Annotated in this window: 26 protein-coding genes and 1 pseudogene; 20 read left to right on the top strand and 7 right to left on the bottom strand. The window is 68.2% G+C overall.

Annotation, left to right across the window (positions count from 1 at the left end; genetic code table 11):
* A complete protein-coding gene (locus H490_RS18045) occupies window positions 1–729 on the top strand; it encodes a VIT1/CCC1 transporter family protein (protein WP_017882793.1) in 729 nt (242 codons plus the stop codon).
* A gap of 132 nt (window positions 730–861) precedes the next feature.
* Here the strand turns inward: H490_RS18045 and H490_RS30920 are convergent, their stop codons facing one another.
* On the bottom strand, window positions 862–1302 hold the full coding sequence (locus H490_RS30920) for a hypothetical protein (protein WP_017882792.1): 441 nt from the start codon (window positions 1300–1302) through the stop codon (window positions 862–864).
* 329 nt (window positions 1303–1631) lie between these two features.
* Between H490_RS30920 and H490_RS32585 the strand changes: the two are divergent.
* The 17 genes and pseudogenes from H490_RS32585 to H490_RS17970 all read left to right on the top strand — a co-directional run.
* Window positions 1632–2012 (top strand): annotated as a pseudogene (locus tag H490_RS32585) (DNA cytosine methyltransferase); the annotation flags it as partial.
* Between the two features lie 61 nt (window positions 2013–2073).
* Window positions 2074–2547, top strand: a complete 474-nt coding sequence (locus H490_RS32580) for a hypothetical protein (RefSeq protein ID WP_238560303.1) — start codon at window positions 2074–2076, stop codon at window positions 2545–2547.
* Window positions 2548–2932: 385 nt separating this feature from the next.
* Window positions 2933–3769 carry a helix-turn-helix transcriptional regulator gene (locus H490_RS31530; protein ID WP_162903907.1) on the top strand — a complete coding sequence of 279 codons (837 nt, stop codon included), beginning with the start codon at window positions 2933–2935 and terminating at the stop codon, window positions 3767–3769.
* 143 nt (window positions 3770–3912) lie between these two features.
* Window positions 3913–5025, top strand: a complete 1113-nt coding sequence (locus tag H490_RS18035) for an ImmA/IrrE family metallo-endopeptidase (RefSeq protein WP_017882790.1) — start codon at window positions 3913–3915, stop codon at window positions 5023–5025.
* Window positions 5022–5921 (top strand): bifunctional DNA primase/polymerase, encoded by a 900-nt coding sequence (locus H490_RS18030; RefSeq protein WP_017882789.1) that lies wholly within the window; start codon window positions 5022–5024, stop codon window positions 5919–5921. Before H490_RS18035 ends, H490_RS18030 begins: the two co-directional genes overlap by 4 nt.
* On the top strand, window positions 5918–6694 hold the full coding sequence (locus tag H490_RS18025) for a DUF2637 domain-containing protein (RefSeq protein WP_017882788.1): 777 nt from the start codon (window positions 5918–5920) through the stop codon (window positions 6692–6694). Before H490_RS18030 ends, H490_RS18025 begins: the two co-directional genes overlap by 4 nt.
* Window positions 6691–7179 (top strand): hypothetical protein, encoded by a 489-nt coding sequence (locus H490_RS18020; RefSeq protein ID WP_017882787.1) that lies wholly within the window; start codon window positions 6691–6693, stop codon window positions 7177–7179. The genes H490_RS18025 and H490_RS18020 overlap by 4 nt, the downstream gene beginning before the upstream one ends.
* Before the next feature lie 6 nt (window positions 7180–7185).
* Complete coding sequence (locus H490_RS18015) at window positions 7186–8157, top strand: hypothetical protein (RefSeq protein ID WP_238560281.1); 972 nt, start codon at window positions 7186–7188, stop codon at window positions 8155–8157.
* 88 nt (window positions 8158–8245) lie between these two features.
* Complete coding sequence (locus tag H490_RS18010) at window positions 8246–9286, top strand: hypothetical protein (protein WP_238560280.1); 1041 nt, start codon at window positions 8246–8248, stop codon at window positions 9284–9286.
* A 52-nt stretch (window positions 9287–9338) separates the two neighbouring features.
* A complete protein-coding gene (locus H490_RS18005; protein WP_017882784.1) occupies window positions 9339–9992 on the top strand; it encodes a hypothetical protein in 654 nt (217 codons plus the stop codon).
* A 15-nt stretch (window positions 9993–10007) separates the two neighbouring features.
* Complete coding sequence (locus tag H490_RS18000) at window positions 10008–11177, top strand: M23 family metallopeptidase (protein ID WP_017882783.1); 1170 nt, start codon at window positions 10008–10010, stop codon at window positions 11175–11177.
* Window positions 11174–11440 (top strand): DUF6112 family protein, encoded by a 267-nt coding sequence (locus H490_RS17995; RefSeq protein WP_017882782.1) that lies wholly within the window; start codon window positions 11174–11176, stop codon window positions 11438–11440. The genes H490_RS18000 and H490_RS17995 overlap by 4 nt, the downstream gene beginning before the upstream one ends.
* Window positions 11441–11534: 94 nt before the next feature.
* Window positions 11535–11807 carry a DUF6112 family protein gene (locus tag H490_RS17990; protein ID WP_017882781.1) on the top strand — a complete coding sequence of 91 codons (273 nt, stop codon included), beginning with the start codon at window positions 11535–11537 and terminating at the stop codon, window positions 11805–11807.
* Window positions 11808–11826: 19 nt separating this feature from the next.
* A complete protein-coding gene (locus tag H490_RS32235; RefSeq protein ID WP_017882780.1) occupies window positions 11827–13164 on the top strand; it encodes a hypothetical protein in 1338 nt (445 codons plus the stop codon).
* A gap of 6 nt (window positions 13165–13170) precedes the next feature.
* Window positions 13171–14628, top strand: a complete 1458-nt coding sequence (locus H490_RS17980) for an SCO6880 family protein (RefSeq protein ID WP_017882779.1) — start codon at window positions 13171–13173, stop codon at window positions 14626–14628.
* Window positions 14629–14700: 72 nt separating this feature from the next.
* Complete coding sequence (locus tag H490_RS17975; RefSeq protein ID WP_017882778.1) at window positions 14701–15498, top strand: hypothetical protein; 798 nt, start codon at window positions 14701–14703, stop codon at window positions 15496–15498.
* Window positions 15495–16985, top strand: coding sequence for an ATP-binding protein (locus tag H490_RS17970; RefSeq protein WP_017882777.1), 1491 nt, complete (start codon window positions 15495–15497; stop codon window positions 16983–16985). Before H490_RS17975 ends, H490_RS17970 begins: the two co-directional genes overlap by 4 nt.
* Before the next feature lie 97 nt (window positions 16986–17082).
* On the opposite strand, the gene H490_RS17965 is transcribed toward H490_RS17970, so the two are convergent.
* Window positions 17083–18471 (bottom strand): FAD-dependent oxidoreductase, encoded by a 1389-nt coding sequence (locus H490_RS17965; RefSeq protein ID WP_017882776.1) that lies wholly within the window; start codon window positions 18469–18471, stop codon window positions 17083–17085.
* Window positions 18468–19172: an aquaporin gene (locus tag H490_RS17960; RefSeq protein WP_017882775.1), complete on the bottom strand. Its 705-nt coding sequence runs from the start codon at window positions 19170–19172 to the stop codon at window positions 18468–18470. Before H490_RS17960 ends, H490_RS17965 begins: the two co-directional genes overlap by 4 nt.
* A gap of 37 nt (window positions 19173–19209) precedes the next feature.
* Between H490_RS17960 and H490_RS17955 the strand changes: the two genes are divergently transcribed.
* The gene (locus tag H490_RS17955) at window positions 19210–19887 is read left to right on the top strand and encodes a helix-turn-helix domain-containing protein (protein WP_017792501.1); all 678 of its coding nucleotides are present in this window, start codon (window positions 19210–19212) and stop codon (window positions 19885–19887) included.
* Window positions 19888–19982: 95 nt separating this feature from the next.
* On the opposite strand, the gene H490_RS17950 is transcribed toward H490_RS17955, so the two are convergent.
* From H490_RS17950 to cmtR, 4 genes are read right to left on the bottom strand one after another with little or no spacing between them, the layout of a single operon-like run.
* On the bottom strand, window positions 19983–20507 hold the full coding sequence (locus tag H490_RS17950; protein WP_017882773.1) for a signal peptidase II: 525 nt from the start codon (window positions 20505–20507) through the stop codon (window positions 19983–19985).
* Complete coding sequence (locus H490_RS17945) at window positions 20504–21112, bottom strand: cadmium resistance transporter (protein WP_017882772.1); 609 nt, start codon at window positions 21110–21112, stop codon at window positions 20504–20506. The genes H490_RS17950 and H490_RS17945 overlap by 4 nt, the downstream gene beginning before the upstream one ends.
* Window positions 21112–23043 carry a heavy metal translocating P-type ATPase gene (locus H490_RS17940; RefSeq protein WP_238560278.1) on the bottom strand — a complete coding sequence of 644 codons (1932 nt, stop codon included), beginning with the start codon at window positions 23041–23043 and terminating at the stop codon, window positions 21112–21114. Before H490_RS17940 ends, H490_RS17945 begins: the two co-directional genes overlap by 1 nt.
* Window positions 23016–23375, bottom strand: a complete 360-nt coding sequence (cmtR, locus tag H490_RS17935) for a Cd(II)/Pb(II)-sensing metalloregulatory transcriptional regulator CmtR (protein WP_031289545.1) — start codon at window positions 23373–23375, stop codon at window positions 23016–23018. Before cmtR ends, H490_RS17940 begins: the two co-directional genes overlap by 28 nt.
* A gap of 110 nt (window positions 23376–23485) precedes the next feature.
* Here cmtR and H490_RS32230 point away from each other — a divergent pair, with 110 nt between their 5' ends.
* Entirely contained in the window at window positions 23486–23644 is a 159-nt protein-coding gene (locus H490_RS32230; RefSeq protein ID WP_017882769.1) for a hypothetical protein, read from the top strand.
* The last annotated feature ends 42 nt before the right edge of the window (window positions 23645–23686 follow it).

Below are 23686 nucleotides of genomic sequence, written 5' to 3'. Positions count from 1 at the left end.
ATGACTCCTCACTCATCTGACACGCACCATCCCGGTGAAGCTCACCTCCAGGACATCGGCCAGCGCCTGAACTGGCTTCGCGCCGGAGTGCTCGGTGCGAACGACGGCATCGTGTCGACGGCGGGCGTCGTGATCGGTGTCGCCGCAGCCGCCCCAAACAACGTGCTCGCGATCGCCACTGCCGGTATCGCCGCGATCGTCGCAGGCGCGTTCTCGATGGCTGGCGGAGAGTACGTCTCGGTCAGTACGCAGCGCGACACCGAGCAGGCGCTAATCGCCAAGGAAAAGCGGGAACTCGAGACAATGCCCGACGAAGAACTCGAAGAGCTCGCTGGCCTCTACCGGCAGCGAGGCCTCTCCGGCGAGCTCGCGCATCAGGTCGCCGTCGAACTCACCGCGAATGATGCGCTCGCCGCCCACGCGGAGGTCGAACTCGGTATCGACCACGAAGAGTTCACCAGCCCCTGGGCAGCCGCGCTATCGTCGTTCGTTGCGTTCGCGGCCGGCGCGCTGATCCCCCTTGTGATGATCCTGCTGCCCCTCGGGGAACACCGGATCTGGGTCGCGGCAGTCGCCGTCGTGCTCGGCCTGTTCCTCACGGGATGGATCAGTGCTGCTCTCGGTGGTGCTCCGCGCGGCAGGGCGATCCTGCGTAACGTGGTCATGGGCTCGGCCACAATGATCGCAACCTACCTCATCGGGCTGCTCTTCGGCGTCGCGGTCGCGTAGCACTAGTACGAGCCCAGGCAGGCGAGACACTACCGGCAACCCGATTCCCGTTTTCGTCCCTCGTCGCAGCCGTGCAACCGGGGGTTGCGTCAGGGATTGCAGCGCGCAACATCGCGCAACCCCGGCGGTGGGTCAGAAGAGCGTCAGGCCGTCGCGCTTGCTCGCCGGGGGTCGCTGCCGCGTGGGTGCCGGCAACCGTCTGGCCGATGCCTGCAACTCTTGGGGTTGCAGTCGCTCGGCGAGTACCCGCTTCACGTCGCTCCACAGATCTGGGCGGTCGAGGTGCGCGTCTTTTTCGCAGTCGCGGCGCAGCTCGTTCAGGAAGCTCGCTCGTCGTTCCGGGGTGGATAGTTGCGCGTCGTAAAAGCCGTCGAGGTCGTAGTGCGCGATGAACCCGAAATAGCCGTGGGCCGAGAGCCCCTGGTAGAGCGATCGAGTGAAGCGTTCGCGCGGGCAATCCGCCGCGATGAACCGGAGCAAGGCGTTCACGAACCTCGCCTTGTGCTCCGGAGTGCCGGAATCCCACCCCGAAGCCTCGAACTGGGCCGGCTGGTATGTCGTTCTCGCGCTCATCGGTGGTCGTCCTTCCTGAACGCTCGGTCGCGTTCGGGAAGGAGGTGCGCGCGGGTGGCTCTGCGTGTACTCACGGGCTCTGAAACCTCATCTGCAAGACGCGTGGAGGCTCGGGAGGGAGGAGGCGAAGAGGTAGCTGAGGACGCGGTGGCGGTGAGGGCTGCGGAGGCGAGGAGCCGGGCGCGGGAGCGGGGGCCGGGTCTGCGGGAGAGATGTCGGGGGTGAGCAGGGCGCGGGTATCGCGGCGTGCACCTGTGAGGTGATCAGCTCGGCGCGCTGGAACCTCGGTAGAGGGGTGCCGCCGGGATCGCAGACCGGCAGGAACCCCGATGCTCACACCTCCCGAAACGCTCGACCCCGAACCGCTCAAGGTTGGGTCGCTGTTTTCCGGCTACGGTGGCCTCGACCTCGCCGTCGAGCACGTCTTCGGAGCACGCACCGCCTGGTTCTCCGAGATCAACGAACCCGTCGCCCACGTGTTCTCCCATCACTGGCCGGATGCACCCAACCTTGGCGAACCCACCATGATCGACTGGCGCACCGTCGAGCCGGTGGACATCCTCTGCGGCGGGTTCCCCTGTCAGGACGTCTCCACCGTGGGGAAGATGGCCGGCCTCGCGCCCGGCACGCGCTCCGGGCTCTGGGCGAACATGGCCGACGCCGTCGACCAGCTTCGGCCTGAGTGGGTCGTGATCGAGAACGTGCGCGGCCTGCTCTCAGCCTCGGCGATCCGCGCAACCCCCGAAGATGCAACCCTTCAAGGAGACGAACGTGCAACCCCTGACCCCGCAACCCTTCGCCATCTGGAACCCGGCCTGTGGGGTCTGGGAAACCAGCCAGCTCGACCTCTCCGGGCGCTCGGCGCCGTACTCGGAGACCTGGCCGACCTCGGGTATGACGCACGATGGATCGGCCTACCCGCTTCCCTCGTCGGCGCTCCGCATCCCCGGTTCCGCGTCTTCATCCTCGCCCGTGCCACTCTTCCGAACCCCGCTCGCCTCCGACGCGGCACGGGGCGGGGAGAACCTGGATCAAGTGCGGGCACGACGGGGAACGATCGCGCTCTCGCACCAGGTGATCGACCTCGCCCTGAACGGACCCAATGGCTCACCGAAATGGAGAGCCAAATCAGAGACACTGTGGAACCTGATCGACGGCATCTTCACCGCTGGGGAAGATATGCTGCGGCCATCGCCAGATGGGAGCACATCACCGGACGAGCTGCGCCCGCACCTGCGCTCCTGAACGACTCGGCTGGGCCTCGCCCAGCGTCCGCATTCGTGGAATGGCTCATGGGCCTTCCTTCTGGTTGGGTCACTCACTCGCTCCCTGCGCTCACCTTGAATCAACAGCTTGCAGCGCTAGGCAACGGCGTTCTGCCTCTCCAAGCAACCTTGGCACTAACCCGACTTCTCTCTCTCCTCAAACCGACCAGGAACTGACCCTCGAGCACCGAGCACTTCTTTCATTCTCGAAGAGTCGTCGCGAGACTGGCCCTGAACCAAATCTAAAATGGAGAATGCAGCGTTTTGTACCAGTGCTGGCTCAGACAAGGGTCCTGTCCAAACCTTTTAAGTCCAAGAGCTGCACTTGTGTCAGATACATCTTTGTTCGTTCTGGGTCTGCGATTGTGAGTAGCGACAAAGGCGACAGATCGCTTCTTCCCGGCGATCTCATGATCCTTGGCCCCAACCTGTCGTGCGAGAAGATTCCTAACAGCACCGTAACCCTGACAACCGTTTACGCGGATTTCGAGTATCTCGCGGACCAACTGCTTTGGGAGATGTCAACGATCTTCATTGATCGCTCGCAGGTTCTAAGCTACCTGGGCAAGACCTTCCCTGAACAAGAGGTCTTGCTGCGCCTAAATGCTGAAGATCACAAACGTCTCTCCGAACAGCTGAACCTATTGGTTTCGGTGAGCAAGATGAGTCAAAACTTCTATCAGATTCAGTCTGCATTTGGAGAAGTTTTGCAAATCCTGAATCAGCGGCTGCTACCTGTTGAGCTACTGCAAAACAGAGGGCTGGGCACTCCAACAGTCAGGCGGACCGGGGTGAATAGTTTCAAGATCGTTTCAAGAGAGGCGGCTGCAATTCGGGGGCTGATTGAGCGGGAGCCGTCGCGGCGCTGGACGTTAGCGGAGCTCGCGCAGATCGTTCATCTTTCCCCATCTCAGTCATACAGACAGTTTGTAGCCGCTTACGGCACAAGTCCCCTCGGTTACCAAACGATTCAACGAGTTCGATTCATGGCACATTGCCTGCGAACAACTCGCACTCCGGTGAAAGAGATAGCCCGCGAGGCTGGATGGCGAGATGCGGGCCATGCTGCCGAAATCTTTCTTCGGCATTTCGGGCAGACACCAACTGGTTATCGTTCTTTCTTCGGGGATCAAAGCATGACTTCGGCCGAACTAAGCCTGTTGGTCGATACTCTCATCCCAGGCCAACCTTCCTTCCGCTAAACATATTCGGACTCGCTGGGTTCAATGAAGAAGCTATCGGTTACCTGCCCGCTTAGGATCCACATCCTCTGCGGAGTTCTCGGCGTACCTCAAGGTGACTGGGTCGCGTGTGTTGCGCGTCTCGTCGAGAGGAGCCGGGGATCATGGCGGGAAGAAGGAGCAGCGAGGAGCTTCGGGCTGTGCGCGAGGCGCAGGTCGAGGAGCTGCAGGAGACGCTAAATGCGTCGGTTGAGGCGTTGGTCACGGGCGAGGACTGGAAGCGAGCGCTGACGTTCGTGGCGCAGTTCCGTAAGCGCAGCGTGAACAATGTGCTGCTGATCTTCGCGCAGCACGAGGCCGCGTTCGCTGGCGGCCTGGTGCCTGATCCGTACCCGACGTATGTGGCTGGGATGAAGCAGTGGCAGTCGCTCGGGCGTGAGGTGATCGACGGGCAGAAACCGTATGGCATCCTCGCGCCATTCAAAGCGCGGTTCGCGTCAGCGACGCCGAGCAACCCGGATTCGTGGCGGAGGCTCAAGCCACGCGAGCGGCCGAGGCCGGGCGAGTCGGTGCGGGAGCGGATGATCGGCGTCACGCCCGCCCGAGTGTTCGACATCTCCCAGACCGAGGGTGCGGAGGTACCGCTCCCACCGCGTCCGAAGCTCCTGGAAGGCGAGGCACCTGCCGGACTGCGAGAGGGCCTGATCGGACAGATCTCGGCGGCGGGGTACGAGTTCCGGCAGGTGCCGCATGAGCAAGAGATTCGCGGCGCGAACGGGCTCACACATTGGAACGAGAAATGGGTCGCGGTGCGCACGAACATGGACGATGCCGCGCAGGCGAAGACCCTCGCGCACGAGCTCGCCCACATCCGCCTGCATGACCCCGACGACGAGGACGCGACCCGGCATCGCGGGATCGCGGAGGTCGAGGCGGAGTCGGTGGCGCTGATGATCGGTGCCGCGCACGGCATGGATACCGCCGCTTACACGATCCCGTATGTGTCGGGGTGGGCGGCGACCGTGGACGGGAAGGACCCGGTGACGGTCGTGAAGCACACTGCCGAGCGGGTGCGGCAGATCGCCGTCTCGATCCTCGACCAGCTCGATACCGTGCAGCTTGGCACCGGGGAGCCTCCCGGCCTCGTCCGCGAGCCTCCTGCTCGTGCTGCGTCGAAGCAGCCGGCACGCACCGGCCGCACCTCCACTGCGAGGTCGCGCCCCGCACGGGCAGCCGAACCGGCGCGCAAGCCAGTCGACGCGCGAGGGCTGTCATGAGCGCCGGCCAGCTCCTCACCCCGGTCGCGGGCATGACGCTTGCTGAGGCCGCCCAGCACTATGCGAGCCAGGGCGTGCCGGTGTTCCCCTGCGTGCCCGGCGAGAAGCGGCCGCTCGTCGCGCACGGCTTTCACGATGCGACCGCCGACCCCGGGCAGGTCGCGGCGTGGTGGCAGAGATGGCCGGAGGCGAATATTGGCATCCCGACCGGTCCCGCGTCGGGGGTCGAGGTCGTCGATGTCGATGTGAAGGGCGATCCTCCGCGCGGCCCCGAGTCCTGGCAGCGCGCCACCCGGACCGGCCTCCTCGACGGCTGGGTCGCGCACGTCGTCACCCCGTCGGGCGGGCTGCACGCCCACTATCCAGTGGCGGAGGCCGAGCAGCGGTCGTGGGCGTCCGGCACCGCGCAGCTCGACTTCCGCGGCACCGCCGGCTACATTATCGCCCCGCCCTCCCGCGCGCTTGTTGGCGGTGAAGTGGCGGCGTATCAGCTTCTCGAACTCTCGCCTGATCCTGCTCGGCCGGTGGATGCGGGCGCGTTGCGGGAGTTCCTGGACCCGCGGCCGCCGCGTGCGTCGTGGCAATCGCCGTCGTTTCGCGGGAGTCTCGAAGAGCGCACCGCGCATATCGCGGCATGGCTGAGCGGGCGGAGCGAGGACCGGAACGTTGGCCTGTACTGGGCGTCCTGCCGTCTCGCCGAGAACGGGGCCACGCTCGCGGAGGCGTTCGATGCGCTCGGGCCAGTTGCCGAGGACATCGGCCTGCCACCGAGGGAGATCGAGCGGACGATCCGCTCCGCCTACCGCGCCCCTGCGCAGCCGGCCCCTGCGCAGGGCAATGCGCGGCAGTCGCAGGCGCGGCGGGAGCCAGCCAGTCGAGGGCGGGTGCTCGCATGACGACGACGGTGGTGCGAGGAGGTGGCCGGCTTGCGGTCGTGACGGCGGTGGCGGGCACGGTGCTGATTGCGGCGGGCGCATTCTGGCTCTCCTTTACCTCGCTCGCGGACCTGGCGCGCCGTTCCGGGATCGATGTCGGGCAGGCGTGGGCGTGGCCGTTGATCGTGGACGGGATCATCGTCGTCGCAACGGTCGCGGTCGTTGCGCTCGCGGGCACCCGGCAGGCGTGGTATCCGTGGCTGCTGCTGATCTGCGGGGCGGGTCTGTCTGTGACGGCAAACTCCATCCATGCGCTCGTCGCCGCCGATGCCGATGTGCCCGGTGTGCTCGCGGCGTCGGTCGCGGCGGTACCGCCGGTGGTGTTGCTGTCGATCACGCACCTCACCGTCATCCTCACCCGCCACCACAACACTGCCCCCGCGAACCCGGAAGAGACCTTCACGACGGCCGAGGAAGGGGCGGCGTTGCCGGTTTCGTCTGCGGTGGTCTCGGCGACGTTCCCGCTGCCCTCGATCATCGACGCCCGCCCGGCCGTCGCGGAGGCTCCCCGAGCGGTGCCGGGTGGTCGGGGTGTTGCGGAGGCGTTGCGCGCGGAGGGGTGGTCGAACAAGAAGATCGCCCGGCACCTCGGCGTCCATGCCTCGACCGTCGGCCGCTGGTTCGTCCCCGATCAGCACACCGTCGCCGGACAGACACCTGAGCCAGCCGAAGACGATCTCGAACCTGAACTTGACCCTGCATCCGTTCTTGACGAGGAGGAGGAACCCTCATGAATCCCGACGATCAGACCCCAGAGTTGGGGCCGCCGGAGGCCGCGCGCTCGCGGCTGCATCCGGCGCTTGCGGCGGCGATGGCCGCCGAACGCGCCCGGCCGGCCGAGGAGGCTGCGGCGGAGCGGTCGATGCTCGCCACGCACCGCGACCCCTCACTCACGCGGCAAGACACCGCTCCTACGCGCACTGGAACTGCCGAGGCCGAGACACCGGAGCCGGAGGGGTGGCAGCGCACGCAGGTGCGGTGGGTGCGCCCGGCGGAGCTGATCGCCGGCGGCGGTGCTCGAGTGACCGGGTGGGGCGTGGACCTCAGAGCCGAGCTGCTGCGTCGCGCCCGCGAATCCGTGCACGAGCGCCGCGCCGTCCGGGCGGAGCGTCCTGAGCGGAGCGAGCGTGCGAAGCGGCTGCCTGATCTGTCGATCGGCGGGCGCCGGAGAACCCCCGCACGCCGCGAGGCCGAGCGCGCGGGGATGGGGCTGAGGTGAGCTGCCATGTCCGCACGCATCGACTTGCTCGCGCAGGACCTTCCCGCCCCCATGCAGCGCTGGCGCACCACTCCGGTAGGAGGTGCCATCATCATGACCAGCCATCGCAAGACCAGAACCCCCGCGACCGCGCCCAGAACTCCGGGCAGGGCGCGGGGGTTCGAGCATCCCGAAGGACTCCGCGCCCTGCTGATACGCCTGCAAGGGCAAGGCCAGTGGGCGTGGCAGCACGACCCCGAAGTGACCGCACTCATGCGGCACGCCGCCGACCGCTACGCCGCGCTCGCCCGCCGGCACGGCTTGGACCCGTGGGAGGCCGCCGCGGCGGCGTTCGATGCGATGCGGACCGGGGCGGTGCGCCGCGCCGACGATCCCTGGGCGGTCGTCACCCGTGCCGTGCAGGTGACCTGCATCGCCGAGGAGCGCGCGAACGGGCTCTTGTGTTCGGTGCATCAGGCGCGCAGGCCGAAGTTCTCCGCGCACCACGACGCCGAACGCTTCTCCGACCGGGAGAACCCGCTCACCGACTACCATCCCAGCTTCCGCGCCCCCGACCCCTTCGCCGAGGTCGCCGAAGCTGAGGCGGATGAAGCCGCCGGGCGGGTCGCCCCGGCGATCGAGGATTGCGTCGCGTTGTTTCACTTCCTTGGCTGGCCGGAAGAGGCGGCACGTTCCGGGATCGAGTACATCGTGACGCGGCTCGCCGAGTGCCCGTCGCGTGCCTCGGCGTTCGAATCGCTGCGCCGCGACTACCACGCCCGCGCCCTCCTCGACCTTCCGGCCGGGTCGTGGCTGTCGATGCTGCGGGTCGTGCTCGGCAACCCCGACCCGAACCTCGCCCACACTTCCGCAGCACGCGGCGTGCTCCATCGGCTCGTGAACGAAGAACCCCTCCGCTCGCTCCTCACGGATGAGGCCGTGCTGTCGGAGGTGGTGCTCTCCGCTCCGGGAGGGGGCGGGTGCCGTGGCTGCGAGTAGCCCTGGGCATATCGAGCTGGAACGCGCCCTCGACTCCATCGTCGTCGGCACGCGGCATCGCACCGATCTCGGCGACATCGACGCCCTCGTGGAGTCGATCAGCCGTGTCGGCCTGTTGCAGCCGATCACCCTCACCCCGGACGGGGTGCTCGTGTGCGGGTGGCGCCGCTACCACGCGCTACGCCGGCTCGGGCATCGCACGACGAACGTGTGGATCAGGTCCGGGCTCACGGACCGGCTCAGCCAGCTCCTCGCCGAGCAGGACGACAGCGCCATGCACAAACCTTTGTCGCTGATCGAGGCGGAGTCGCTGTACCGGGAGCTGAAAGCCGTGATGGCCGAGGACGCTGCGCGCCGGCAGGAGGCATCACGCTTCGGCAGCACCACCAGGGAATGCGGAGATGATGCGGAAGCCGGCGATATTGCGGGAGTCTCCGGTGCCGTCGAATCGACGGCACCGCGCTCCGCCGGGGAAGCACGGGTGCAGGCCGCCCGCATGGTGACCGGGCGCGGCTCGCAGACGATGCTCGAACAGATCGGCCGCCTCAAGGACCTCGCGTGCGACGACACCCGCCCTGAGCACATCCGCGCCCAGGCCGTCGAGGAGCTGGCGCGGATCGAGGCCGGCGGGAAGGTGCATGGCTCGCACCTGCGCATGAACGCCGCGCTCTCGCTCGATGAGCTCGACCGCCTTGTCACCGACCCCGGCACGCCGGAGATGGTGCGGGCGCAGGCCGCGACCTCCGCCGCCGAGGTGCGAGCCGCAGGGCACGAGGCGCGCACGGCGGAGCTTGCGCAGCTCGCCGCCGACGCAGTGGCCCGGATCACCGCGGCGAAGCGCGCCGGGAAGAAGAAGGGGAAGCCCGAGGCGCGACCGCGGCTGGCGCTCGTGATGCTGCCGCCGCGCGCGTTCCTCGCCTTGTGGGCGGACCTGGACGGGTGGACGACCCGCTACGAGGCCGCCGAGATCGCACAGGCGCTCACCCCCTCAGAGTGGGAGCGGGTCGAGCGGGTGCTCGCCGAGACCATCGCCTTCCTTACGATCATCCGCGACCTCCGCACCGAAGCTGCCAAAGCCGCCAACGATGCCGCCGCTGAGCCGCGGCGGGGCGGGGTGCGGGCGGGCTGACCCAGGGCGCGGGGTGCGCACCTCCTGAGCATCGACTTCCAGGAGGTTCCGCATGGACCCGAACGCTGACCGCCCGCCCCGCAGGCTCTTCATCGCCGCAGCAGCCGGCGCGGCCGTGCTCCTGCTGCTGATCGGCGTCGGCGTCTACGGTCTCCTCCGCGGCCCCGCCACCCCGCACACGCTGGCGACGCCTGCGAGCCCCGCCGAGGAAACGCGGCAGCCGAGCTTCACACCGCGCCCGGTGCCCGAGACCTCGAACGGAGAGGCGTTCGCGCGGTCAGTGGCGGAGCGGCTGTTCGGGTGGGATACCGGCCTCGAGTACGGGCCGGCCGACTACATGCAGCGCCTCGTCGATGTCGCCGACCCCGCAGAAGCGCCGGGCCTGGCCGCGGATGTGCGCGGCTACTTCCCGGAGGCGAGCGCCTGGGGGGAGCTGCGGCAGTACCAGACCCGGCAGTGGATCGAGGTCGAGAGCATCGTCGTGCCTGCGGATTGGGCGGCGGCGAAGGCCCAGGCCGGTGCCGGGCAGCTCCCGCCCGGCGCGATCGCCTACACGATCACCGGCACCCGCCACCGCACGGGCGTGTGGGATGGGCGGGAGACCTCGGATGCGCGCCCGGTCGCGTTCACGATCTTCGCCGCCTGCACCAGCGGCGATGGGTGCCGGCTGCTCCGGTTCTCCGCCGTTGACCAGCCACTCCGGTAGCCCAGGGCTCTGCTGATGGTGAAGAAGCTGTTGATCCTCGGCCTGGTGCTCTTCTGCCTGGGTCCGTCGGTCGCGATCGTGAGCGTCGGCGCGCTTCTCGGCCCGGTGCTGTGCATCACGGGATCGCTCACGGTCGGGCCGATCCCGGATTCTCTCACCGCGACCACCGCGGACGGCACACCGGTCACGCTCGACCGGACGCAGCTCACCCATGCGGCGACCGTGATCACGACCGGGGCGGGCATCCCCGGCGTCGGACAGCCCGGCGTTCGGGTCGCGCTCACAGCCGGGCTCACGGAGTCGCGGTTGCGGATGCTCGCGAACACTGGCGCCTACCCCGAGTCGGGGTCGTTCCCGAACGACGGCGACGCCTCAGACCATGACTCGCTCGGCATCTTCCAGATGCGCCCGCAGGCTGGGTGGGGCACGGTCGCGGAGCTCATGGATCCCGTGTATCAGTCCCGAGCGTTCTACGGTGGCCCCGACGGGCCGAACTATCCGTCACCCAAGGGGCTGCTCGATATTCCCGGCTGGCAGCAGATAGACCCAGGAGCTGCGGCCCAGGCGGTCGAAGTGTCCGCCTATCCGGACAGGTACCGGAACTGGGTGCCCGTCGCGGATGCGATCCTCACCGCGCTCACGAAACCCGCCAATAGTGGTGGAGGGGGCACGAGCGGGCCGGATCCGGTGCCGGAGACTTCGCGCATCGTGTTCCCACTCCCAGAAGGCACCTACACCAGCACCGATTCATTCGGGTGGCGTTCGGATCCGTTCACCGGGGAGCGCGAGTTTCACTCTGGCAGCGACCTCGCAGCGGCTGACGGGACCCCGATCTCGGCGATCGGGGACGGGCGGGTGACGGTCGCCGAGTTCTCCGCCGGGTGGGGTGGCCTCATCATCGTGGAGCACACCGTCGGAGGCGAGCGGGTCGCGTCGTACTACGCGCATATGTGGCAGGACGGCATCTACGTCACCGCCGGAGAAACCGTGACCGCGGGGCAGCACATCGGCGATGTGGGCTCATCGGGCCGCTCCACCGGCGCGCACCTGCACATCGAGATCCGCCCGGGCGGGCAAGGACAGCCACCCGTGGACGCGGTCGAATGGCTCTCCCAGCACGGGGCCGTCGCCACAGGCGACCACGGACCTCGGCAGGGCGGCTGCCAGATCGGGGCCGGCGCATGAACGTGTTTCCCGACTTCGGCGCAGTCACTGGCGCGGACGGGCTGACCGAGGCGGTCGCGGCGATGTTCACGATCGTGCTCATCGCCTCAGTTTTGACGCTCCTGATCTCCGCGATCGCGTGGGCGATCTCCTCCTCGACCGGGAACCCCTACACGGCACAGAAAGCCCGCGTCGGCGTGTTCGTCGCCCTCGGCGCTGCCGCTCTCGCCGGGGCCGCCGTCGCGTGGACGAATTTCCTCATCACCGTTGGCGACACCCTCTGATCTCGCTCTGACCTGCCACGTTCTGCCGGATCGCCGGGGCGCACCTGCCTGCTGGTGGACGAGTCGCGTCCCCGCATCGACAGGAGGACCACCCGTGATTGACATCAACCCGAACAGCGACGGGCTCCCCGGGATCGCGCAGCTGCGCGAGATCGTGGGCGCGGTCATGACGGCAGGGCTCATCCTTGCCGTGCTGGCGCTGATCGTCTCGGCGATCATCTGGGGCTTTGGAGCGAACAGCAGCAACCCACACTTGGCGTCCAGGGGAAAAACCGGGGTGCTCGTGTCCTGCGGGGCTGCGATCCTGTGCGGTGCGGCGGTCACGCTGATCAACTTCTTCTGGACTGTCGGCCAGGCCGTCAACTAGCTGGGGTCGGTGAGTCACGGTGAGTATCTGCGACGTCCCGATCATCTCCACCGTCTGCACCGCCGTCGGCGAGGGCCCTGCTGGGCTATTCTTCGGTTGGGTCGCGGACGCGATGGGGCTGGCCGTCTCCACACTGTTCCAGGGCATGTGGGAAGTGTTCTCCACCACGACCGCCGTGGACATCACCTCGGACGGATACATCCGCGTCTACAACGTTCTCTTCGGGATCGCAGTCGTCGTGACCCTCCTGCTGTTCTGCTTCCAGCTCATCGCAGGGCTCGCCCGACGCGACCCCTCAGCATTGACGCGCGCCGGTATCGGAGTCGCGAAATCGGTGCTGGGGTCGTTCGTGCTGATCACTCTCACCGCGCTGCTCCTACAGGTCACCGATCTGCTGTCGGTCGGAATCATGCAGGCCGCCGGCGAAACCATCGAGAGCATGGGCGGCCGGCTTGCGCTCCTCACCGCCGGCCTCACCGTCGTCGGAGCAACCAGCGGGGCCGGGGCACTGCTGATGATCTTCCTCGCCGGCCTCATGATCGCCGCAATCTTCATCCTCTGGTTCTCGCTCCTGATCCGCAAAGCGCTGCTGCTGGTCGCGATCGTGCTCGGCCCCATCGCCCTCGCCGGTCTCACCTGGGAAGGGTCGCGCGGATGGTTCGGCAAGTGGGCGACCTTCGTGGTCGCCCTGATCGCCTCGAAACTCGTCGTGACCGTCATCTTCCTTGTCGCACTCACCCAGGTTGCGACCCCGATCACTTTGGATCTTGCCGTCCTGTCGGAACCCATTGCCGGAATCGTGCTGCTGTTCATCGCGGCCTTCGCCCCCTACATGGTCTACAAGTTCCTTTCGTTCGTGGGCTTCGACATGTATCAGGCGGCGTCGATGGAGCAGGAAGCGAAGTCGGCGCTCAACCGCCCCCTCCCGATCCCGTCCAAACCGAACGCTGGTCAGGCGAAGCAGGTGCTCGACGGTGCCGGGTCGAAAGGCAAGCCAGCCGCGCCCGAACCCGCCCCTGCATCATCTGTGACTCCCGCCGCCCCCGCGGAGGGAGCCGCGGCCGGAGGCAGCACGGGCGGTGCCGGAGCGGGCGCGGGCGGCGGTGCGGCTGCGGGAGGAGGCGCGGCGGCTGCCGGGCCGATCGTCGCTGGTGCCGTGATCGTGAAGGAAGCCGTCGAAACGGCCGCGACCGCAGGTCCCGCGCTCGGCGGGGCGATCGGGGAAGTCGCCGACGGACACGCGGCATCGGCTGGCGAGAGTTCCGCCCCGCCGCCTGCGACCTCGCAGGCGCAACAGCCGCCGACGGTGCTCCCGCCACCGAGTTCGCGGCCATCCGATGCCGGATCGGAGGGGTGAGCGGTCATGTCCAGCACCAGCACCCCGTTCGAGCTGCAGACGATCCAGTTCTCAAGGCTCACCCGCCGCGGCATCCTGCTCGGCTTGTCGCTGTCGCAGTTGATCGTGCTCGCCTGCGCGCTCCTCGTAGTCGTCGTCGCGCTGTACACGAGCGGCGGTGCGGGGCTTGCCTGGTCGTCGCCCGCGTGGCTGACGCTCGCGGCGATCGCGTGGGTGCCCGTCAGTGGGCGCAAGCTAATCGAGTGGGCGCCGATCATCAGCCGATGGCTGCTCCGCACCCGTGCGAAGCAGACACGCTATCGCCGCCGCATGATCCGGCCCCGCCCGGCCGGCACCCTCGCCCTGCCCGGCGACCTCGCAGCCCTGCGCGAGTGGCACGATCCCGAGACGGGGGCGGCGATGATCCACGACCCGCACGCGCAAACCTTGACGGCGATGTTGCGGGTGCAGCATCCGGCGTTCGTGCTCCTTGACCCGGCCGAGCAGCAGCGCCGCGTCACCGGCTGGGGTCGCGTTCTCGCCGCCGCGTGCCGGTCCGGCAGGATCGCCCGCATCCAGGTCATGGAGCGCACCCTGCCCGATTCGGGGTCGGGGCTTGCCGAGTGGTGGCGGCAGCATGGCACCGATGACGGCTCCTGGGCGGCCACCACTTACCGGGAACTCATCGAGCGTGCCGGCCCCGCCGGCGAACGCCACCAGACGACCATCTCGCTCGCGCTCGACATGCGCGCCGCCACCCGGCAGATCAGGAGCGCGGGCGGCGGGATGGGCGGGGCGGCGGTGGTACTCAGGCAGGAGATGCAGTCGTTGCAGACCGCGCTGCGCAGCGCGGAACTCGCGTTCGCGGGGTGGCTCACTCCGGGCGATGTCGCCCTGATCCTCCGTACCGCCTACGACCCCGCCGCAGGCCCCGCCCTCGAACGCCACGGCGCCCTCGGCCGTGATCTTGCCACGGCCGGCCCGGTCGCGGTGAACGAGGCGTGGGATCGGCTGCGCTCCGACAGCGGCCACCACGCGGTGCTGTGGATCAGCGAATGGCCCAGAGCGCAAACCTTCCCAGGCTTCCTCGCCCCCTTGGTACTCACCGGCGGCGTGCTCCGCTCCCTGTCGCTCCACTATCTCCCGGTGCGCGCCGACCAGGCGGCGCGCGACCTGCGGAAGAAGAAGACCGAGATGATCGCCGACGCCGCACAGCGCCGGAAGATCGGGCAAGTCGAAGACACCCAAGCCAGTGCGGAGTTCCAGGACGTGCTGCAACAGGAGAGTGAGCTGACCGCGGGGCACGGCATCCTCCGGGTGATCGGACTCATCTCCGTCTCCGCACCGACCCCGGGTGAGCTCGATGCGGCGGTCGCGCAGATCGAGCAAGCCGCGATCCAGTCCTCCTGCGAAACCCGCAGGCTCGTCGGCCAGCAAGCACAGGCATTCACCGCAGCCGCGCTCCCGCTCTGCCGTCCGCTCTGATCCTGCCTGCGGGTATCCCGGAAGGCCCTGGCGCACCTGGCAGAAGACACCACTCCCCGGAAGGAGCCGATCATGCCCACCCTCCTCGAAGACGCGCAGGACGTCTCTGCTGCTATGCGGAACTTCGCAGATTCGCTTCGCGACGCCGCCGAGCCCGGCGACATCTACCCGATGCTCGGGGAACTCCTCGGCACTTCCCGTTCGCTCACAGCGGTGTTCAACAGGATCTCGGTCGCACTCGCAGACTATCGCCCGCAAGCGACCGACGACCAAGGCAACCCGGAAGCCGGGGCGAATGCCGTGCAGCACACGCTGATCCGGCTGCGGGAGGCCAGGAGTCTCACCGTTCAGTTGGAAGCCGCACTCGATCAAGCCTCGCAATCGGCGGGCACCATCGCCTGGCGCGCGCCGGCCCCCGCTCCTGCCCCGGCACCGCAGCCGCCCCGCTACGTCAACATCGTGTTCTTCCAAGGAGAGGAGGCCGACCGGATCATCGAGACGATCACCATGCACGGCCTGGATGCCGCGTTCGAGCAACTTACCGGGCACGATCACGGCGACGAGACCTTGGACGCTGCCCTCGAGAACGGGTACCTCTACGACCAGCCCCCGACGGGACAGCTCGACCAGGTCGCGACCCGCGACGTGTACACGATGGTCTATAACCCCTTCATGGGGCATGTCGGCCTCTACCGGGAATACGACGCCCTCCCCGATCCCACACTCCTCGGTATCGAAGACCCGCCCGCACACGCCGCTGCCGCAGTGGCGCAGGTGCGGAAGGTATCGCGGGCGGATCGCCTCGGCACCCCGCGAGTGGTCCGGGCCGCCTATCCGACGCGGGCGAGCCTGCGTGGGCGGGGTGCGTGACCGGCCGCCACGCCTCCGATCAGGGGCGACTGCATACCTCGGTGCTCGTCGGCCCGGAAGGCGAACGCCGCGCTCAACGCCGGGCACGCCGCGAGGCCGCCGCCCGGCTCCATGCTGAAGCCCGTTCCGCCCAGGCCGCATCGGCGCGGGCGGAACGGGAAGCGCAGCGGGAGGAACGGCGTGCGACCAGCTACCTGCCCCGAGCCGGAGAAGCCGGGGCGGCGTCGCTTCGCACGCCGGGCAGGTTCCGGCTCCCGCGCCACCAGGACACCTCGGCGACCCTCGCCGGGCACTACCCGTTTCTCGCGGAAGGTGGCCTCGGCTCGGCCGGCACCTTTGTCGGGCAGGACCTCTACTCGGGTGGCTCGTTCGTGTACGACCCGTGGGAACTGTACCGGCAGGGCGTCATCACCGCCCCGAACATGATCCTCGCCGGCATCGTCGGCAGCGGGAAGAGCTCTCTCGCAAAAGCGCTGTACACGCGGGGGCTGCCGTTCGGGCGGCGCGTCTACGTCCCCGGAGACCCGAAAGGCGAACACACCTCCGTCGCTCGCGCCGTCGGCGGGCGCGCGATCCTCCTCGGACCCTCGCTGCCCGCACGCCTGAACCCCCTCGATGCCGGATACCGGGCCGCAGGGATCGCGGACGAGGATTGGAAAGCGCAGGTCGCCGCCCGCCGCCGCGATCTCATCGGCGCACTGTCAGAGACGGTGCTCGACCGTCGCCTCTCGCCGGTCGAGCACACCGCGATCGACGTGGCGCTCGCTGACGCCGTGCGCTCTGCTGAGGTGCCGATCCTGCCGATGGTCGTCGAGCGCATCCTCGAACCCTCACCCGACGACGACCCCGACGGCAGGCTCGCGGAAGACGGCCGCATGGTCGGACACGCACTCCGCCGCCTCGTCGCCGGCGACCTGTCCGGCATGTTCGACGGGCCATCCACGGAGACCTTCGACCCGACGCTGCCGATGCTCTCCCTCGACCTCTCCCGCGTCGCCGAGAACAGCGCCCTGCTCGCAGTACTCATGACGTGCAGCTCGGCCTGGATGGAGGCCGCCCTCCAAGACCCGAACGGCGGCCGGCGTCTCGTCGTCTACGACGAGGCCTGGCGGCTCATGTCCTATCCGAGCCTCCTTGCCCGGATGGATGCGCAGTGGCGGCTGGCTCGTCATTTCGGGATCAGCAACCAGCTCATCTTCCACAAGCTGACCGATCTGGAGAACGTCGGAGATAGCGGGTCGCGGATGCGCGCCCTCGCCTCTTCGCTGCTCGCGAACGCGGAAGTGCGGGTGGTGTACCGGCAGGCGAGCGACCAGCTCGGCGCGACCTCGGAAACCCTCGGACTCACCGGCACCGAACGCTCCCTCCTCCCGACCCTCGGCATCGGCCAAGGCCTGTGGAAGATCAAGGACCGCAGCTTCGTCGTACAACACCAGCTCCACCCAGCAGAATTTGAGCTCTTCGATACTCGCGGCCGGATGCTCTAAGACTCCCGTAAGTTCACGATTCGTGAACCCTGAAATGGTGGGAACTCACGGGTCCAGGTGCTGTTTCAGCGTATCTGGACCCGTGAGTTCGTGCGGGTCAGGCTGGGGTCGCGGCGAGGCGGTTTTGCGCTTCCCATGCCTGGGTCGCGACCTGGACGGCGTCCCATGGGGAGCCGAGGGGTGGGGTGTAGGAGAGGTCGAGTTCGGTGATCTGCTCGATGGTGAGCCCGGCGTAGAGGGCGGTGGCGTAGGTGTCGACGCGTTTGGCGACCTCGGTGCCGCGCCTGCCGACGAGTTGCGCGCCGAGCAATCGGCCATCGCGGGTGTTGCCGGTGATGCGGAAGTGGATGGGGTGCGCGCCGGGGTAGTACCGCTTGTGATCGTCGGCCGCCGCCGCGATCGTCGAGGGCGTGTATCCGGCGGCGATCGCCTCGTGATCGCGCAGGCCGGTGCGGGCGGCGACGAGGTCGAAGACTTTGACGACCTGGGTGCCGACGGAGCCTTGGAAGGCCCGGTTGCCGCCGAGCGCGTTCTCTCCGGCGATGCGGCCCTGCTTGTGGCTCGTGGTACCCAAGGGCAGGTACGTCTGGCCCAGGAGGCGGTGGTGGGTGATGATGCCGTCGCCGGCGGCCCATACGTGCGGGAGCCCGGTGCGCATGTGCTCGTCGACGACCACGGCGCGTCCCGCGCCGAGGCGTGCCCCGGCCCGTTCGAGCAGTTCGGTGTTCGGCCGGACACCGACGACGACGAGGACGAGGTCCGTGGTCTGCGTGAATGGCTGGCCGGCGCGGGTGCCGGTGACGGTGAGGCCGGCCGGGGTCTTCTCGATGCCGGTGACGGTCGTGCCGGTGACGACCTCGACCCCATGCGTGGTGAGCTCGTCGTGGACGAGGGTGCCGAGTTCGGGGTCGAGGGTGGAGAGCACTTCGGGGCCGCGTTGAAGCTGGGTGACCGTCATGTCGCGGGTGATGAAGGCTTCGGCCATCTCAAGGCCGACGTAGCCGGCGCCGACGATGATCGCGGACTGCGGCTGCCGCGCGGTGAGGTCGTGGTCGAGGGCGAAGGTGTCGCCCATCGAGTGGATGACATGCACCCCGTCTACCGGGGTGAGCTGGTCGAGGCCGGCGATGCCAGCGTGGGACGGGAGGGCACCGGTGCCGACGATCAGTTCGTCGTAGCCGATGTCTTCGGTGCGGCCGTCAGGGGTGCGGACGGTGAGGCGCCGCCCTGCGACGTCGATGTCCGTGGCGAAGGTGTTGAGCCGCAGGCTCATCCCGGTCGCTTCCAGGTCGGCGGCGGTGCGGTGCGCGAGCGACTGCCACGGCTGGACTTCGCCGGTGAAGTAGTAGGGGATGCCGCAGATGGAGAAGTTCGGATACTCATCCGCCACCACCACGGTCACGTCGGTGCTGGGGTCGAGTTCGCGGGCGCGGAGGGCGGCGGAGATGCCGGCGTCGGAGCCGCCGATGGCGATCAGGTGGGTCATGGCTGGACCTTTCGATTCGGGACGAGCAGGAGAACAAGGACGGCACTCACAGCGGCGCCGACGAGCTGTGCGGCGACGAACCACACGGCGGAGGTCGGGGCGATGCCGGCGAAGGTGTCGGTGAAGATCCGGCCGATCGTCACGGCCTGGTTGGCGAATGACGTGGAGGAGGTGAACCAGTACGCGGCGCCGATGTAGGCGCCGACCGCGGGGGCGACCAGGGCGCTGCGGCCGGTGCGGGCGAGGGCGAAGATCAGCAGGACGAGGCCTGCGGTGGCGACGACATCGCCGAGCAGATGCCCTGCCGAGAACCGATCCGTCGTGGCGATCGTCGTCGGGGCGTCGAACATCAGGTTCGCCAGCACCGCCCCGCCGATCCCTCCGGCGATCTGCGCGACGAGGTACGCGGTGATCTCGGTCGGCCGGTGTCGGGTGCCGAGGAGCCGGTCGGCGAGGGTAACGACCGGGTTGAAGTGCGCCCCGCTGACGGGCTGGAAGATCAGGATGAGCACGGTCAGGCCGAGCGCGGTCGCCAGCGAGTTCTCCAGCAACTGCAGGCCGACGTCATCTGGCGAGAGTTGCTGGGCGGCGATGCCGGAGCCGACCACGACGGTCACCAGCAGTCCGGTGCCGAGGAACTCGGCGATCGCGCGCCGCCACAGCGGCGAGGAGGTCGATCTTGCGCTTGTTTCGTGGTTCACCTTGACGACGATACATTGCTCAGTCACTATTGAGGTAATGAACATTGAGCGAACTGACTTGACGGGGCGAGTGGCGCGGTATGCGGCGCTGGCCGATCCGGTGCGACTGCGGATCATGGACCTACTGACCCTGGGCGATGTCGCCCCGGTCGAGCTGCAAGCCGGGCTGGGAATCTCGTCCAGCTTGCTCGCGCATCACCTGAACCAGCTCGAGCACGCCGGATTCCTGGTGCGCACTCGGTCTGAGGCCGACCGGCGCCGCACCTACCTGCACCTCGCCCCCGACGCGTTCTCGGGGCTGACCCCGTCGCCGGGGCTCGGGGTGCGGCGGGTGGTGTTCGTCTGCACCGGCAACTCCGCCCGCTCCCAGCTCGCCGCCGCCCTCTGGCACGACGCCAGCGACATCCCGGCAGCCTCGGCCGGCACCCACCCGGCAAACGCCATCGAGCCCGGCGCGATCGCCGCCGCGAACCGGCACGGCCTCACCCTCCGCGCCACCCGGCCGCGCGCACTGGAGGACGTGGCCGAGGCGGACGACTTCGTGGTCACCGTCTGCGACACCGCCCACGAAGAACTCGCCGGCACGGGCGGGGTGCACTGGTCCGTGCCTGACCCCGTGCGCGACGGGTCCGATGCTGCATTCGATGCGGCCTTCGAAGACATCGCCGACCGCATCCAGAGCCTCGCCCCGAGACTGACCACCACCAAAGGATGACGACGCTACCCCGCCAGGGGCGAGCGCTGAACCGATGGCCGCGAGCATCAGTTCTCCATCTGCAGCGCACAGGCGTGAGTGCTCAGGAGGCCGCGTCAGCTCCCGTCCTTGCGGAGCACGAGGAATGCTGCGGCGATCGCGGCGGTGACGATGACGATGTCGGCGACGTTCCCGATGAACCAGTTGCCGTAGGCGAGGAAGTCCACGACGTGCCCCTGCGCGAATCCTGGTTGGCGGAAAAGCCGGTCGCCGGCGTGCGAGGCAGCGGCCCCGCCGAGCGCACCGATCACGATCGCCCATCCGGGGCGTCGGACTCGGAACGCGAACACGATCGCGGTGACCGTGGCCGCGACGGCGATGAGAGCGAACACCCAGGTGGAGCCCTCGCCGAAGGAGAATGCCGCGCCGGGGTTGTAGGCGAGTTGCAGGCCGAGCAGGTCGCCGATCAGCGGGATGCGCTCGTGCTCCGACAGAGTGGCCTCGGCCCATGCCTTCGTCCCCTGATCGATGAAGACGACGACCACGGCGATCAGGAGTGCCCAGGCAGTGAGCCGCCAGCGCCCCCTCTGCGGCCGCTGTTCCGATGCCGACTCAACGTCTGCGTTCGTGTCCGGAGTCATGCGAGGACCTCGAAGAGACGGACGATGACGCCGGACTCGATCAGGATGAACAGGCCCAGGCCGATGAACACGACCGGGACGAGCCAGTGCTCGACGCGCTCGAGCGTCTCGGTGACCGCCTTGTGCGTGCCGATCAGGCGTCCGGCGGCACACCAGACGGCGACGAGGATCAGGAACACGACGATCATGATCACGACGTCGCCGGGAGTGCTGGTGCGGAAGATCGGCGTGTAGAGGGAGATGTTGTCCGCCCCGTTGGCGATCGTGATCCCCGCCACGCCCCACAGGCCTACTGCGGTGATCTTGTCGTCATCGTCGTCACCGTCGCCGTTGCGGCGCAGGCCGCGCACGAGGGTCCAGATGCCGATGGCGAGCGGGATGAGACCGAGGAAGCCCACCCATTCGTCCGGGACGATCGTGAGACCGAGCGCGGCGATCACGCTGATCACGACGAGGGTGATGAACCCGAGATACTGCCCAGCAACGATCTGCCACGGCCGTGGCTTGCCCCGACTGGAGGCAAGGAACAGCACCGTGAGCACGACGATGTCGTCGATGTTGGTCGCAGCGAACAGGCCGATCGCTGAACCGATGGTCGCGAGCATCAGCTCGCCAACTGTGGCGTGCGGGTGCGGGCGGCGCGCAGGCCGTTGAGGATCACGACGACCTCCGCGACCTCGTGGACCAGAACGACAGCCGCGAGTCCCAGCACACCGAACAGCGCCAGCGGGAGCAGTGCGGTGATGATCAGCAGCGACAGGATGATGTTCTGGTTGATGATCCGCCGACCCCGCCGCGCGTGGTCGAACGCCCGCGGGATGAGACGCAGGTCATGGCCGGTGAAGGCCACGTCCGCGGACTCGATCGCTGCATCGGAGCCGGTCGCCCCCATCGCGATGCCGATGTCCGCGGACGCCAGGGCAGGGGCGTCGTTGATGCCGTCGCCGATCATCGCGACCGATTCCGCCTTCGACAGCTCGCCGATTGCGGCCGCCTTGTCCTCGGGACGCAGCTCCGCGCGCACGTCACCGATCCCCGCCTGCGCAGCCAGCGCACGAGCGGTGCGGGCGTTGTCCCCGGTGAGCATCGTCACGCCGATGCCCTGATCCGTGAGCGTACGGACGACCTCCGGGACTTCAGGGCGCAGCTCGTCACGGACGCCGATCGCGGCGACCGGCACTCCACCGCGGTGGACGATCACGACGGTCATGCCCTGTCCCTCAAGAAGCGCGACCCGGTCGCCGAGCTCGCCGACGTCGAGCCAGCGGGGGCTGCCGACCGTGATCGTCACGCCGTCGACGCTGCCTTCGATGCCGTGTCCGGCCTGCTCGGTCACGTCCGCGGCCGCGGAAACGCCCGGGGCGGCGGCGGTGATCGCGGCGGCGAGGGGGTGCGTGCTGTGCTGCTCCAGCGCTGCCGCCCAGGCCAGCGCCTGCGTCTCGGTCACGCCGTCCGCAGTGAGGACTGCGGTGACCGCGGGCTCGTTGCGGGTGAGGGTTCCGGTCTTGTCGACCGCGACGTGCCGGACCGTGCCGAAGCGCTCGAAGACAGCACCGGACTTGATGATCACGCCGAACTTGCTCGCCGCGCCGATCGCGGCGACGACCGTCAGCGGAACCGAGATCGCCAGTGCACACGGAGAGGCGGCGACCAGCACGACAAGCGCGCGGGTGATCCACACCTCCGGATCGCCCAGCAGCGACCCGATGATCGCGACGAGAGCCGCGAGGATCAGAACACCGGGCACCAGCGGGCGGGCAATCCGGTCCGCGAGACGGGCACGCTCGCCCTTCTCCGTCTGCGCCTGCTCCACCAGCTCGACAATGGTGGTGAGCGAGTTGTCGGTGCCCGCCGCGGTCGTCTCGACCTCCAGCGCGCCGGCGCTGTTGATCGCGCCGGCCGACACCGCATCCCCGGGCTCGACCTCGACGGGGATCGACTCCCCGGTGATCGCCGAGGTGTCCAGGCTGGAGCGTCCCGCACGGACGATCCCGTCGGTCGCGATCCGCTCGCCGGGACGGACCACCATGACCTGGCCGACCGTCAGTTCCTTCGCCTGCACCTGCACGAACACGCCGCCCTGCAGCACAGTCGCAGTCTCCGGCACGAGCTTCAGTAGCGCCCGCAGCCCGCCCCGGGCGCGGTCCATCGCCTTGTCCTCCAGGGCCTCAGCAATCGAGTACAGGAACGCCAGCGCCGCGGCCTCCTCCACGTATCCGAGGATGACCGCGCCAATCGCGCTGATCGTCATCAGCAGCCCGATGCCGAGCTTGCCCTTGAACAGCTTCCGGATCGCGCCAGGAGTGAACGTCGACGCCCCGGCCAGCAGCCCCGCCCAGAACAACACCAACGCTGGGATCTCGAGGCCGGACCATTCGAAGATCAGACCCGTCAGGAACGCGACACCGGAGAAGACCGGCAGCAGGATCTCGCGATCCTTCCACCACGGCCCATCGTGGTCATCGTCGTCGCTCTCCACCTCGTCGACCTGCGACCCCGTCACCGCGCTCACGCGTCTACCCCCGTGTCGCAGCATCCGGGCACCGTGCACGCAGAATCCACGCACGGCGCATCCTCATCCACCGCGAGCGTGACGTCGATCAGAGACGTCAACGCAGCCGCGAGGTGTGGGTCCGCGATCTCATAGCGGGTCTGCCTACCCTCAGGTTCAGCAACAACGATCCCGCAATCACGGAGACACGTGAGGTGGTTGGACACATTCGAACGCGTCAACTCCAGCTCGCGCGAGAGCACGGCAGGGTAGCTCGGGTGCTCAAGCAGCGTCATGAGTATCCTGGAACGCGTCGGATCCGCCATGGCCCGGCCCAGCCGGTTCATCACATCAAGTCGCGAAGCAATAGTCAGCACACGATGACTATATAGCCGATGGTGACCTATGGGCAAGCCGTCGACTCTTGTGTCCATCCGCCCTGGTGCCGCTCGCGCACGATGCGGGCCGGGAGGAGCCGCGGGATAAGGTGGACGAAGACGACCATTACGATGAGCTCGACGAGGGGCTGCGTCACCACGACGAGCGGGGCAAGGACGAGGATTACGCGCTGGAGACGGAGCGCACCGACACCCGACTGACCATCCACCACGCCAAGGTCGACGACTCCACCACTCGTCGCAGCTGAGAGCATTTGCTGCGCCTTCGCGGACTGGAACATCGACGAAAC

The sequence above is a fragment of the Leucobacter sp. UCD-THU genome, assembly GCF_000349545.1.
Taxonomy (GTDB): Bacteria; Actinomycetota; Actinomycetes; order Actinomycetales; family Microbacteriaceae; genus Leucobacter; species Leucobacter muris.
Note: the sequence above shows the minus strand (reverse complement) of the source record. Positions and strands in the feature narration are given on the sequence as shown.